Genomic DNA, 12,756 nt, shown 5'->3' with positions numbered 1-12,756 from the left:
AAGCGATTCCCGCCGCGCTGATGGGCGTGGCCGTGCTGCTGTACCTGGACAACAGCATCCGCGCCGCGAAGTGGCTGACGGAAGATGAGAAAGTCATCCTCGAGCAGCGTATCGCCACCGAGGCGCAGGGCAAGGTATCCCACCCGTCGATCCGCGCCATGTTCGCCGATCCGCGTATCTGGCTCATGGCCCTGATCTATTTCTGCTGCGTGATGGGCCAGTATTCGCTGACCTTCTGGCTGCCCAGCCTGATCAAGGCGGCCGGCGTGACGGGCGTGCTCAATATCGGCCTGTTCACGGCAATTCCGTACTCGGTGGCCGTGGCGTCGATGATACTGCTGGGCCGCAGCTCGGACAAATACCGCGAACGCCGCTGGCACATGGCCATCCCGCTGGTGGTCGGCGCCGCTGCCATCGTCTGCAGCGCGCTGGCCGGCGCCCACAACACGGGCTGGGCCATCTTTTTCCTGACCATCGCCGCTGGCGGCATCCTCGCAGCCTCGCCCATGTTCTGGAGCTTGCCGACGGCTTTTCTCGGCGGCGTCTCGGCCGCCGCCGGCATCGCCGCCATCAATTCGGTGGGCAACCTGGCCGGCTTCGCGGCGCCGTACATGATTGGTTCCATCAAGGATATGACGCAGTCGACCGACATCGCCATCTACCTGCTGGCCGGCATCCTGGTGTTGGGCGCCTTCATCATCATGCGGGTGCCGGCCAAGCTGGTGAACAAATAAACAAAGGGAGCAAATAATGACGGCAACAATCGAAAAAGTAGGCGTGATCGGCCTGGGGGCCATGGGCATGGGCATCGCGCAATCACTGTTGCGTGCCGGCCTTGAAGTGCATGCCTGCGACGTGCGGCCCGAGACCGTGCAAAAGCTGGCGGAGCTGGGCGCCCATGCGGCGCAATCGCCGGCCGCGCTGGCGGCGCAGGTACAAGCCTTGCTGATCGTCGTCGTCAATGCGCAGCAGACGGAAGCCGTGCTGTTTGGCGAACACGGCGCTGCCAGTGCCCTGGCACCTGGCAGCGTGGTGATCGCCTGCGCCACCGTGGCGCCGGAGTTTGCCGAGGCCCTCGGCGTGCGCCTGGCGGCCATGGGACTGCGCTTCATCGATGCGCCCATTTCCGGCGGTGCGGCCAAGGCGGCTGCCGGCGAAATGTCGGTGATGGCCGCAGGAGCGCCCGATGCCTTCGACGCCTGCACTGGCATTTTTGATGCCATTTGCGCCAGGCTGTATCGCCTGGGCGAACAGCCGGGGCAGGGTTCGAAAGTCAAGATGATCAACCAGCTGCTGGCTGGCGTGCACATCGCCGCCGCCGCCGAAGCGATGGCGCTGGGCTTGCGCGCCGGTTGCGATCCGGAAGCGCTGTACGAAGTCATTTCGAACAGCGCCGGCAGTTCCTGGATGTTCCAGAACCGCGTGCCGCACATTTTGAAGGGCGACTACACGCCGCTGTCGGCCGTGAATATTTTTGTGAAAGACCTCGGCATCGTGCTCGATTACGCGAAAAAAAGCGTCTTCCCGTTGCCGCTGTCGGCCACGGCGCACCAAATGTTCATGCAGGCGTCGGCGGCCGGTTTTGGCGGCGAGGACGATGCCGCCGTCATCAAGCTTTTCCCGGGCATCGATCTGCCGGCCAAGGCGTAAAGAATCAAGGAAGGAATAATCATGACTGTATTACTGGGATGTATTGCCGACGATTTCACGGGCGGCACCGACCTGGCAGGCATGCTGGTCAAGGCCGGCATGCGCACGGTGCAGCTGATCGGGGTGCCGCAAGGTCCGCCGCCAGCCGATGTCGATGCTGTTGTCATCGCGCTCAAGTCGCGCACGAATGCGCCGCAAGAAGCGGTGGCCGAATCGCTGGCCGCGCTGGCGTGGCTGCAGCAAGCGGGATGCAAGCAGTTTTACTTCAAGTACTGCTCCACGTTCGACTCCACGCCACGCGGCAATATCGGTCCCGTGGCCGAGGCGCTGATGCGGGCGCTCGACACGGACTTCACGATTGCCTGCCCGGCGTTTCCCGCCAACGGCCGCACCATCTACAAGGGCAATCTGTTCGTCGGCGACGTGCCGCTGGCCGAGTCAGGCATGCGCGAGCATCCCCTGACGCCGATGACCGATTCGAGCCTGGTGCGCGTGCTGCAGCAGCAGGTGACGTCCAAAGTGGGCCTGGCCGATTTCTCCGTGGTGGAGAAGGGCGCCGCCGCCATCGCCCAGCGCTTGACGGACTTGCGCGCGCAAGGCTGCCGTTTCGCCGTTGTCGATGCCGTGTCGAACCGCGACCTGGAAGCCATCGGCGCCGCCTGCGCGGACTTGAAACTGATCACGGGCGGCTCCGGCATCGCGCTGGGACTGCCGCAAAATTTCCGCCAGCGGGGGCAGTTGTCGCCCTCGCTTGCGGGCCAGGCGGGACGTTTGCCGCTACCGACGGGTTTGCGCGCCGTCATCTCGGGCAGCTGTTCGGTGGCCACGCAGCAGCAGGTGGCGCACCTGCGCGAGCGTGCGCCGTCATTCCACGTCGACCCGCTTGAACTGGCCGCTGGCGGCGAGGTGGTCGATGCCGTGGTGGCGCAGGCCTTGGTCTGGGCTGGCGCGCACCTGGCGCAAGGTCCTGTTTTGATCTATGCCACGGCCACGCCGGACGCGGTGCGCGCCGTGCAGGCGCAGTTGGGCGTGGAGCGTGCCGGTGCCCTTGTCGAGGAAACCCTGGCCGCCATCGCGCAAGGGCTGGTACGCCTCGGCGTGGGCCAGCTGATCGTGGCCGGCGGCGAAACCTCGGGCGCGGTCGTCAAGGCGCTGGGTCTGGCGGGCTTGCGCATCGGCCCCGAGATCGACCCGGGCGTGCCGTGGACGCAAGCCTTGGCGGCGCCGGGCGACGATGGCAGGGCACCCCTGCTGCTGGCCCTCAAGTCCGGCAATTTCGGCACGCTCGATTTCTTCAGCAAGGCCTGGCAGGTGCTGGCATGAGCAGCACCGAATCGCGCCAGCGCGAGCTGATCGTCGACTTCGGCAAGTCGCTGTTCGAACGGGGCCTGACGGCCGGCAGTAGCGGCAACCTGAGCGTGCGCCTGTCCGATGGCTGGCTGCTGACGCCGACGAATGCCAGCCTGGGGCGGCTCGATCCGGCGCAATTGTCCAAGCTCGATTGGGACGGCAACTTGCTCAGCGGCGCGCCGCCATCGAAGGAAGCATTTCTGCACCGCGCCATGTATGAAAAACGGGGCAGCGCGGGCGCCATCGTGCACTTGCATTCGACGCATTCGGCGGCCGTATCGTGCATGTGCGGCTTGAACCATGACGATTGCATCCCGCCGCTGACGCCATATTTCGTGATGAAGGTGGGACGCCTGCCCCTGGTGCCGTATCACCGGCCCGGCGACCCGGCGCTGGCGGGGGCGATTGGCGCCATGGCGCGCAAGCACTCGGCCGTGCTGCTGGCCAATCACGGTCCCGTGGTCTCGGGCACCAGCCTGGAAGCGGCCGTGTATGCGGCCGAGGAACTGGAAGAGACGGCCAAGCTGTTCCTGCTGCTGCGCGACGTGCCCACGCGCCCGCTCGACGCGGAGCAGATTGCTGATCTGGAGCACACCTTCAAACTCGAACGATAAGATACTCAAGGAGATACCGCATGCCCCGCTTTGCCGCCAACCTGACCATGATGTTCAACGAAGTGCCTTTCCCGCAGCGCTTTGCCGCCGCAGCGCAAGCGGGTTTCCAGGGCGTCGAATTCCTGTTTCCTTACGATTACGCGCCGCAGGAAGTGGCTGGCTGGCTGCGCGAAAACAAGCTGCACAATGTGCTGTTCAATTTGCCGCCGGGCGACTGGGCGGCCGGTGAACGGGGCATTGCTTCGCTGCCTGGCCGGGAAGAAGAATTCCGCGCTGGCGTGGCGCGCGCCATCGAGTATGCGCTGGCGCTGGACACGCCGCGCGTGCACATGATGGCGGGACTGCTGCCCGTCGGCGCCGACCTCGCCTTGCACCGCGCCACCTACCTGGCCAATTTGAAGTACGCGGCGACTGCCGTGGGCGAGCATGGCATCGAACTCTTGATCGAACCGATCAACGGGCGCGACATGCCCGGCTACTTCCTCGTCACGCAGGCGCAGGGCCATGCGCTGCGCCTGGAGTCGGGCGCGCCCAACGTCAAGGTGCAGATGGATTTTTACCACACGCAGATCGTCGAGGGCGATATCGCCATGACGTTCAGGAATAACTTCGACGGCATCGGCCACGTGCAGATCGCCAGCGTCCCGGCGCGCAATGAGCCGGACGATGGCGAAGTCAATTACCCGTTTCTGTACACCCTGCTCGATGAACTGGGCTACGACGGCTGGATAGGCTGCGAGTACCGTCCGCGCGGGCGCACCGAAGATGGCCTGGGCTGGCTCGCGCCCTACCTGCAACATTCGACTACATAAGGAGATAGCATATGAAAGTATTGATCACCGGCGGCGCCGGCTTCCTCGGACAGCGCCTGGCGCGCCAGTTGCTGGTGCAAGGCCAGCTGACGGACAGCTGCGGCCAGTTGCAAACGATCAGCGAGCTGGTATTGGTCGACGTGGTGGCCGCACATGATTTCAACGATGCCAGGGTCAAGGTGGTCACGGGCGATATCGCCGACGGCGCCCTGATGCGCGCGACCATCGACACGCAGATAACGTCGATTTTCCACCTGGCCGCCATCGTCAGCGGCCAGGCGGAAGCCGATTTCGAGCTGGGCATGCGCATCAACCTGGACGCGTCGCGTTTGCTGCTCGATATCTGCCGCGAACTGGGGCACAGGCCGAAGGTCGTGTTTACCAGTTCCGTGGCCGTATATGGCGGCCAACTGCCGGACGTAGTGCAGGACACGACGGCCCTCAATCCCCAGTCGTCGTACGGCGCGCAAAAGGCCATCGGCGAATTGCTGCTCAACGATTACAGCCGCCGCGGCTTTGTCGATGGCCGCGTGCTGCGCCTGCCGACCATCAGTGTGCGGCCCGGAAAACCGAACAAGGCAGCGTCGTCTTTTGCCAGCGGCATCATCCGCGAGCCCCTGAATGGCGAAGCCGCCATCTGCCCCGTGGCCACCGACTTGCGATTGTGGCTGCTGTCGCCGCGCGGCGCCATCGCGTCCCTGATCGCTGGCCATGAATTGGCAGGCGAGATGTTTGGCGCCAGTCGCACGGTGAACTTGCCTGGCTTGAGCGTCAGCGTGGGCGAGATGATCGCCGCGCTGGGGCAAGTGGCGGGCAGCGAAGCGGCTGCCCGCATCAGCTACGCGCCCGATCCGGCCGTCGAGCGCATCGTCAAGAGCTGGCCCGGCGCCTGGGACACGGCACGGGCCGAAGCGCTGGGCTTGACGGCGGATGCGAATTTCGCCGCCATCATCCGCGCCTACATGGACGACGTCAACGCGGCTGCTTAGACCGACTTTGCCAGCTGCGAGCGGCGATAGTCGAGCGGCGTGCTGCCCACCAGTTGCGTAAAACTGCGACTGAAATGGGCCTGGTCAAAAAAGCCCAGTGCATGCGCCAGGCTGGCCAGTTCGGGCGCATCAGGCTGTGCCAGGCGCCAGATCGCCTCCTGCAAGCGGTAGCGCTGGATGACCCACTTCGGCGGCACGCCCACGTAGTTGGCGAACAGGCGCTGCAGCCGGCGTTCGCCGATGGCCATTTTTTCGCACAGCTGCGCCACGCTCGCCGGGCCGTTGTGGGCTGCCGCCGCGGCAGTCAGCCTGGCGGCCAGCAGGGCGGCGTCATCGATCTGCGGCCGCCTTGCCAGCAGCAGTGCCTGCGCTTGCGCCACCATGCCCATATCGTCTGTTTGTGCCAGCACTTGTAGCTCGGCTTCTGCTGCCGGCATGTCCAGCAGGGCATCGGCGGCGATGGTGGTGTCGGTGAACGATGACAGTGACTGCTTGATGAACGGGCGCAGGCCGCCCGGCGCGAAACGCACGCCCAACACCTTGCCCGCGCCGATCAAAGGCCGCTCGAAGGCGCCGCGCACCACGCCATGGATGGCGCTGCGGCCGGCGTCGAAAACCAGGTGGGCGTTCGGGTAGGGCAGCACGCGCTGCGTCTCCGGAGCGTGGCCCCGCCTGTCCCATTCCACGACCCAGAAATACTCGACAAACGGCGCCAGTGCGCTCGCCGGCGGATAGGTCGCCAGGCGTATGCGGCGCGCCGCTGCCTGCGGGTCGACGATGCCTTTCGGTGCCAGCCCGCGCGCGGCGAGCACATTGCGCGTGCTGTCGGTTTTATCCAATATTTGTCTCCTGTGCGGCCTTAAGCTGGTGCTCTCGCATGGATGGAAGGGGAATCATGAAATCACACAGCTTGCCGGGCCTGTTGCTGGCCGCATATTGTCTATCGGTGGCGCCAGCCGGCGCCGCCTCGTCTACACAGGGGGATCATCGCATGCATGTGCACGCTACAGGAAGCTTTAGTATCACCATGACACCGGCCACGGCGCCACAACGCGCTGGGCGCACGACCTTGGGCAGGGTGCTGCTCGACAAAGTCTATGCCGGCGACCTGGTCGCCACGGCCAAGGGCGAGATGCTCAATGCCGTCACCGACACCAAAGGCGCGGCCGGCTATGTCGCCATGGAAGCCATCACGGGCACGCTGCAGGGCAGGCAAGGCAGCTTCGTGGCGCAGCATGCGGGCACCATGGCCGATGGCCAGCAGGCACTGTCCATCGAGATCGTGCCGCATTCCGGTACGGGGCAGTTGACGGGCATCAGCGGGACGCTGGCCATCCGCATTGAAAACGGCCAGCATTTCTACGACATCGATTATTCGCTGCCGGAGTAGGGGGGCTGGATCTGAGCGTGGCGCCGGGCATCGCCAACCGGCCGCTTTCTTGTTGGGACGGGCGCTGAAGTAGCTTGACCCGTGCCGCACTTGCCTCTATATTTAGACGACTGTCTAAATAGATGTTCATCTAAATATGAATGCCACCAATAGCGCCTTCAAGGCGATTGCGGACCCTGCGCGGCGAGAAATCCTGCGCTTGCTGCGCGCCGGTGAAATGACGGCCGGCGACCTGGCCGCCCATTTCGACATGAGCAAGCCGACCATGTCGCATCATTTTTCGGTGCTGACGGATGCCGATCTGATCACGCGCCGGCGCGAAGGTCAGGCCATCTGGTATGGCCTCAACACCACCGTGCTGCAGGATGTGCTGGCCTGGATGCTGGACCTGACCGATACCGACCACAAGGAGAGAAAATGATGAAAGCGCGCTTTATCGCCCTGAGCCTGTTGCTGATCGCGGCCGTCAGTGCTGCCACCCTGTACGCCTGGCCGCAGCTGCCCGAGGTGGTGGCCGTGCACTGGAACTACCACGGCGAGGCGGACGGTTACGCTCCGCGCGCGGTGCTGTGGCTGCTGGGGCCGGGCCTGATGGCCTTCATGCTGTTGATGGCCCTGATGCTGCCCGGGCTGTCGCCGCGCCGTTTCGAGGTGGAGCCGTTCGCGCCAACCTTTTACTACAGCTTCCTTGTCGTGCAGGGCCTGCTTGCGTATGTGCATGGCCTGGTGCTCGCCAGTGCCGTGGGCATGGCGGTACCGATATCGCGCGCGGTGCCTGCCGGGCTGTTGGTGATGCTGGTGCTGGCGGGCAATCCGATGGGCAAGTTGCGCCGCAATTTCTATCTCGGCATCCGCACGCCGTGGACGCTGGCCAGCGAGCGCGTCTGGTACGCCACGCACCGGCTGGCAGGCAGGCTGATGGTGGGTAGCGGTCTGCTGGGGCTGGTCGCACTGGCTCTGGGCGCGCCAGGCTGGCTGCTGTCGGTGCTGGCCCTGGCCTGGGTCCCGCTGGTCATCCTGTACTCCTTGCTGCAATACAAACGGCTGGACAAGAACCAAGTTGAAATGCACTGACAGGAGGAAATAATGTTGCGATGGACGTCGGCAATGCTGGTCTTGATGGTGTGCTTGTCGGGACGCGCCGCCACCGGTGGCGAACAGGAGGTGACGCTGGCGGTGACTGGCGGCGTATTGCACGGCACGCTGTCGTTGCCGACGGTGGATGGCAAGGTGCCGGTGGTGCTGCTGCATGCCGGCTCCGGTCCGACTGACCGGAATGGCAACAGCGCCATGCTGCAGGGCCACAATGATGCGCTGCGCATGCTGGCCGATGCCTTGGCGCGCGCCGGCATCGCCTCGCTGCGCTATGACAAGCGCGGCATCGGCGCCAGCGCGCAGGCCGGGCTGAGCGAGGCTGATCTGCGTTTCGACCACTATATCGACGACGCCACGGCGTGGCTGCGGCAGTTGCGCGCTGATCCACGCTTTTCGGGCATCGTGATGGCCGGCCATAGCGAAGGCGCATTGATCGGCGCGGTCGCTTGTCAGAGGGCGCCTGCCGATGCCTGCATCTCGATCGCCGGCGCGGGCAGCACGCTCGATGACATCTTGCGCGTGCAATTGAAGCCGCGCCTGCCGCCGGAGTTGTATGTGCAGAACGAACGCATCCTGGTCTCGCTCAGGCACGGTGAGCTGGCAAAGGACGTGCCGCCAGCCTTGCTGTCGCTGTACCGGCCTTCGGTGCAGCCTTACCTTATCTCCTCGCTCAAGTATTCGCCGCGCGGTGCGGTGGCCGCGCTGCGCATGCCGCTGCTGATCGTGCAGGGGACGACCGACCTGCAGGTGTCGGTGGCCGACGCGCAGGCACTGGCGGCGGCCGCGCCGACGGCGCAGTTGCTGATCGTGCCCGGCATGAACCATGTGCTGAAACTGGTCAATGGCGACCAGGCGCAGCAAATGCCGTCGTATGGCGATGCCACGTTGCCACTGGCACCTGCGCTGGTCGACGCGGTGACGGCGTTTGTTCAGGACCATTGAAAGCCGGGGAGGCCGGGCAAGCCGGATTCGGCGTGAAACGCCGCCATCGGGCACCATTGCTGGTGCTTACTTGCCCAATATCGACGCCACATTGTCGGTGCCGGGTGCGCCGAACAGTTGCTGCTTGAGGATGTGCAGCTGGTCGCGCACTTGCGCCGCCTTTTCGAATTCCAAGTTCTTGGCGTGGTCGAGCATCAGTTTTTCCAGGCGCTTGATTTCCTTGCTGACCTGTTTCTCGCTCATGGCTTCGAATTTCGCCGCCTCCTGCGCCACTTGCAAGTTTTCGCGCGCTTCCTGCGGGCTGTAGACGCCGTCGATCATTTCGCGGATCGATTTTTTGACGCCGATCGGGATGATGTTGTTGGCGGTATTAAAGGCGATCTGCTTGGCGCGGCGGCGTTCCGTCTCGTCGATGGCGCGGCGCATGGAGTCCGTGATGCGGTCGCCATACAGGATCGCCGTGCCGTTCAGGTTACGCGCGGCGCGGCCGATGGTCTGGATCAGGCTGCGCTCGGAGCGCAAAAAGCCTTCCTTGTCCGCGTCGAGGATGGCGACCAGCGACACTTCCGGCAAGTCCAGGCCTTCGCGCAGCAGGTTGATCCCCACCAGCACGTCGAAGGTGCCCAGGCGCAGGTCGCGCAGGATTTCCACGCGCTCCACCGTCTCGATATCGCTGTGCAGGTAACGCACCTTGATGCCATGGTCACCCAGGTATTCCGTCAATTGCTCCGACATGCGCTTGGTGAGCGTGGTCACCAGCACGCGCTCGTCCTTCTTGATGCGCTCGACGATTTCCGACATCAGGTCGTCCACCTGCGTGCTGGCGGGGCGCACGATGATTTGCGGGTCGACTAGGCCCGTGGGGCGCACCACCTGCTCGACCACCTGGTCGGAATGGTTTTTTTCGTAGTCGCCCGGCGTGGCCGAGACGAACACCGTCTGGCGCATCTTTTGTTCGAATTCCTCGAATTTCAAGGGCCGGTTGTCCAGCGCCGACGGCAGGCGGAAACCGTAGTCGACCAGGTTGGTCTTGCGCGAGCGGTCGCCGTTGTACATGGCGCTCAGCTGGCCCGTCAGCACGTGCGACTCGTCGAGGAACATCAATGCGTCGGCCGGCAGATAGTCGACCAGGGTGGGCGGCGGTTCGCCCGGCAGCGCGCCGGACAGGTGGCGCGAGTAGTTCTCGATACCCTTGGTGAAACCGATTTCGGCCATCATTTCCAGGTCGAAGCGCGTGCGCTGTTCCAGCCGCTGCTCTTCGATCAATTTATTTTCCTTGCGGAAGAACTCGAGGCGCTCGCGCAGTTCGTCCTTGATGGTTTCCACGGCGCGCAGCACGGTGGAGCGGGGCGTCACGTAGTGCGAACCCGGGTACACGGTGAAGCGGGGGATTTTCTGGCGCACTCTGCCCGTCAGCGGGTCGAACAACTGAATCGATTCGATCTCGTCGTCGAACATTTCCAGGCGCACGGCCAGTTCCGCATGCTCGGCGGGGAAGATGTCGATGGTATCGCCGCGCACGCGGAAGGTGCCGCGGCCGAAATCGACCTCGTTGCGCGTGTACTGCATCTGGATCAGGCGCGCGATGACGTCGCGCTGGGCGACCCTGTCTTTTACACGCAACGTTAAAATCATCTGATGGTATTCGTTCGGGTTACCGATACCGTAGATGGCCGAGACGGTGGCGACGATGATGACGTCGCGCCGCTCCATCAGCGACTTGGTGCACGACAAACGCATCTGCTCGATATGCTCGTTGATCGACGAGTCCTTTTCGATGAACAGGTCGCGCTGCGGCACGTAGGCTTCGGGCTGGTAGTAATCGTAGTAGCTGACGAAGTATTCGACCGCGTTCTGCGGGAAAAAGTCGCGAAATTCGCTGTACAGCTGCGCGGCCAGCGTCTTGTTCGGCGCGAAGACGATGGCGGGCCGGCCCATGCGCGCGATGACGTTGGCCATGGTGTAGGTCTTGCCCGAACCGGTCACGCCAAGCAGGGTCTGGAAGGCCAGTCCGTCGGCGATGCCCTCGGATAACTGGGCGATCGCTGCCGGCTGATCGCCGGCCGGAGGAAAGGGCTGGTGCAGCTTGAAGGGGGAGTTCGGGAAAGAGATAATTGCGCTTTCCGCCTCGCTGGCGGTAGATAATTCGGGCATGTGAATCAGACCTTTGTTAGAATAGTGCTCTGCTGGCGGCCCTGGCGTTGTATTTTGGGGCGCTGTCTACAACTCCGCTGTGAACCTGCTTCCAATCGAATCCAATCTTATCATGACGAACCCAACTGTTTCTGCCAGTCTGTTTAGCGCCATCGAGATGGCCCCACGCGACCCGATCCTGGGCATCACCGAAGCATTTAACGCGGACCAGAATCCCGCCAAAATCAATCTGGGCGTTGGCGTCTATTATGACGACAACGGTAAAGTGCCTCTGTTAGCTTGCGTACGCAAGGCAGAAGCCATTCTGATCGAACAGGCCGCCCCACGCACCTATCTGCCGATCGAAGGCCTGGCCGCCTACGACAAGGCGGTGCAGGAACTCGTATTTGGCGCCGATACCGCCGTTATTCAAGAGCGCCGCGCCATTACCGTGCAAGCCATCGGCGGCACCGGCGCACTCAAGATTGGTGCCGATTTCCTGCAGCGCTTCGCGCCGGGTGCCCAGGTCTACATCAGCGACCCGAGCTGGGAAAACCACCGCGCGCTGTTCGAGAACGCCGGTTTCGTCGTGAATAACTACGCGTATTACGATGCCGCCACCCACGGCGTGAACTTCGATGGCATGCTGGCCAGCCTGAACGCCATGCCAGCCGGCTCCATCGTCGTGCTGCACGCTTGCTGCCACAACCCGACCGGCGCCGACCTGAGCGTGGCCCAGTGGGACCAGATCATCGCCATCGTCACCTCGCGCGGTCTGGTGCCGTTCCTGGACATGGCTTACCAGGGTTTTGCCAACGGCATCGCCGAAGATGGCGCCGTGGTGCGCCGCTTTGCGGATGCTGGTGGTCCGCTGCTGGTGTCGAACTCGTTCTCGAAATCGTTCTCGCTGTATGGCGAGCGCGTGGGCGCCCTGAGCGTCGTCGCTGCCAGCGCCGATGAAGCGGCACGTTTGCTGTCGCAATTGAAGCGCGTCGTGCGCACCAACTACTCGAACCCGCCTACGCATGGCGGCAAGGTCGTTGCCACCGTCCTGGCCACGCCGGAACTGCGCCAATTGTGGGAAGAAGAACTGGCCGGCATGCGCGTGCGCATCCGCGAAATGCGCAATGCCTTCGTGGAAAAGCTGAAAGCCAAGGCGCCAGGCCACGATTTCGAATTCGTGCGCCAGCAAATCGGCATGTTCTCGTACTCGGGCCTGAGCAAGGAACAAGTGGCATCCTTGCGCGAGCAATCGATCTACGCCGTCGATACGGGCCGTATCTGCGTGGCAGCATTGAATTCGCGCAATATCGACATCGTTATTGACGCGATCGCCAAAGTGCTTTAAGATCTTGCTTCTTCGGCGCTGCATGCAAGTGCGGCGCTGATGGTGGTAGAAAGTCGGCGATGGCCGTGTTTGTCGGGATGCAGTATCCGTCTTGCAAATATGGAATAAGCGACATATAATATTGCCTCTTTTCCCTGATAGCTCAGTTGGTAGAGCGACGGACTGTTAATCCGCAGGTCCCTGGTTCGAGTCCAGGTCGGGGAGCCAGAATTCGAAAGGCCACGTTGAAAAACGTGGCCTTTTTTGTTTTGCGGCGCCGGCGGGCAGCTTGGGGTTGGGATGGGAATTTCCCCATGGGAATCTAGACAGCACGGACTTTGCCCTATATAATACGGCCTCTTTTCCCTGATAGCTCAGTTGGTAGAGCGACGGACTGTTAATCCGCAGGTCCCTGGTTCGAGTCCAGGTCGGGGAGCCAGAATTCGGAAGGCCA

Annotated in this window: 13 protein-coding genes and 2 tRNA genes; 13 read left to right on the top strand and 2 right to left on the bottom strand. The window is 63.4% G+C overall.

Features of this window, described 5'->3' with window-relative positions; translation table 11 throughout:
- The 6 genes from K0F85_RS28510 to denD form a co-directional block, all read left to right on the top strand.
- On the top strand, positions 1-734 hold a 734-nt coding region (locus K0F85_RS28510; RefSeq protein ID WP_257572475.1), incomplete at its 5' end, for an MFS transporter.
- 13 nt (positions 735-747) lie between these two features.
- The gene (gene ltnD, locus K0F85_RS02590; RefSeq protein ID WP_374198636.1) at positions 748-1,650 is read left to right on the top strand and encodes an L-threonate dehydrogenase; all 903 of its coding nucleotides are present in this window, start codon (positions 748-750) and stop codon (positions 1,648-1,650) included.
- Positions 1,651-1,671: 21 nt separating this feature from the next.
- The gene (gene otnK / locus K0F85_RS02585; protein WP_219114401.1) at positions 1,672-2,973 is read left to right on the top strand and encodes a 3-oxo-tetronate kinase; all 1,302 of its coding nucleotides are present in this window, start codon (positions 1,672-1,674) and stop codon (positions 2,971-2,973) included.
- Positions 2,970-3,614, top strand: coding sequence for a 3-oxo-tetronate 4-phosphate decarboxylase (gene otnC / locus K0F85_RS02580; RefSeq protein WP_219114400.1), 645 nt, complete (start codon positions 2,970-2,972; stop codon positions 3,612-3,614). The genes otnK and otnC overlap by 4 nt, the downstream gene beginning before the upstream one ends.
- 20 nt (positions 3,615-3,634) lie before the next feature.
- Positions 3,635-4,426, top strand: coding sequence for a 2-oxo-tetronate isomerase (gene otnI / locus K0F85_RS02575; RefSeq protein ID WP_219114399.1), 792 nt, complete (start codon positions 3,635-3,637; stop codon positions 4,424-4,426).
- An 11-nt stretch (positions 4,427-4,437) separates the two neighbouring features.
- Positions 4,438-5,415, top strand: coding sequence for a D-erythronate dehydrogenase (gene denD, locus K0F85_RS02570; protein WP_219114398.1), 978 nt, complete (start codon positions 4,438-4,440; stop codon positions 5,413-5,415).
- On the opposite strand, the gene K0F85_RS02565 is transcribed toward denD, so the two are convergent.
- Positions 5,412-6,254, bottom strand: a complete 843-nt coding sequence (locus tag K0F85_RS02565; RefSeq protein WP_257572474.1) for a helix-turn-helix domain-containing protein — start codon at positions 6,252-6,254, stop codon at positions 5,412-5,414. The genes denD and K0F85_RS02565 overlap by 4 nt on opposite strands.
- A 56-nt stretch (positions 6,255-6,310) precedes the next feature.
- Between K0F85_RS02565 and K0F85_RS02560 the strand changes: the two genes are divergently transcribed.
- The 4 genes from K0F85_RS02560 to K0F85_RS02545 all read left to right on the top strand — a co-directional run bounded on the left by K0F85_RS02560 (position 6,311) and on the right by K0F85_RS02545 (position 8,842).
- Positions 6,311-6,805, top strand: coding sequence for a DUF3224 domain-containing protein (locus tag K0F85_RS02560; RefSeq protein WP_257572473.1), 495 nt, complete (start codon positions 6,311-6,313; stop codon positions 6,803-6,805).
- 136 nt (positions 6,806-6,941) lie between these two features.
- Complete coding sequence (locus K0F85_RS02555) at positions 6,942-7,226, top strand: autorepressor SdpR family transcription factor (RefSeq protein WP_219114397.1); 285 nt, start codon at positions 6,942-6,944, stop codon at positions 7,224-7,226.
- Positions 7,223-7,879, top strand: coding sequence for an SdpI family protein (locus tag K0F85_RS02550; RefSeq protein ID WP_257572472.1), 657 nt, complete (start codon positions 7,223-7,225; stop codon positions 7,877-7,879). Before K0F85_RS02555 ends, K0F85_RS02550 begins: the two co-directional genes overlap by 4 nt.
- A 12-nt stretch (positions 7,880-7,891) precedes the next feature.
- On the top strand, positions 7,892-8,842 hold the full coding sequence (locus tag K0F85_RS02545; protein ID WP_219114396.1) for an alpha/beta hydrolase: 951 nt from the start codon (positions 7,892-7,894) through the stop codon (positions 8,840-8,842).
- A 66-nt stretch (positions 8,843-8,908) separates the two neighbouring features.
- Here K0F85_RS02545 and uvrB read toward each other — a convergent pair whose 3' ends face one another.
- The gene (gene uvrB, locus K0F85_RS02540; protein ID WP_257572471.1) at positions 8,909-10,996 is read right to left on the bottom strand and encodes an excinuclease ABC subunit UvrB; all 2,088 of its coding nucleotides are present in this window, start codon (positions 10,994-10,996) and stop codon (positions 8,909-8,911) included.
- Between the two features lie 112 nt (positions 10,997-11,108).
- On the opposite strand from uvrB, the gene K0F85_RS02535 reads away from it, so the two are divergent.
- The 3 genes from K0F85_RS02535 (at position 11,109) to K0F85_RS02525 (ending at position 12,741) form a co-directional block, all read left to right on the top strand.
- On the top strand, positions 11,109-12,323 hold the full coding sequence (locus K0F85_RS02535) for an amino acid aminotransferase (protein ID WP_219114395.1): 1,215 nt from the start codon (positions 11,109-11,111) through the stop codon (positions 12,321-12,323).
- Between the two features lie 131 nt (positions 12,324-12,454).
- Positions 12,455-12,530 (top strand) — tRNA-Asn (locus K0F85_RS02530).
- Positions 12,531-12,665: 135 nt separating this feature from the next.
- Positions 12,666-12,741 (top strand) — tRNA-Asn (locus K0F85_RS02525).
- Positions 12,742-12,756 lie beyond the last annotated feature (15 nt).

Source organism: Janthinobacterium sp. UMAB-56 (assembly GCF_900095265.1).
In the GTDB taxonomy this organism is placed as follows: domain Bacteria; phylum Pseudomonadota; class Gammaproteobacteria; order Burkholderiales; family Burkholderiaceae_D; genus Janthinobacterium.
The sequence above is the reverse complement of the archived record's forward strand: the minus strand, read 5'-3'. Positions and strand labels throughout refer to the sequence as shown.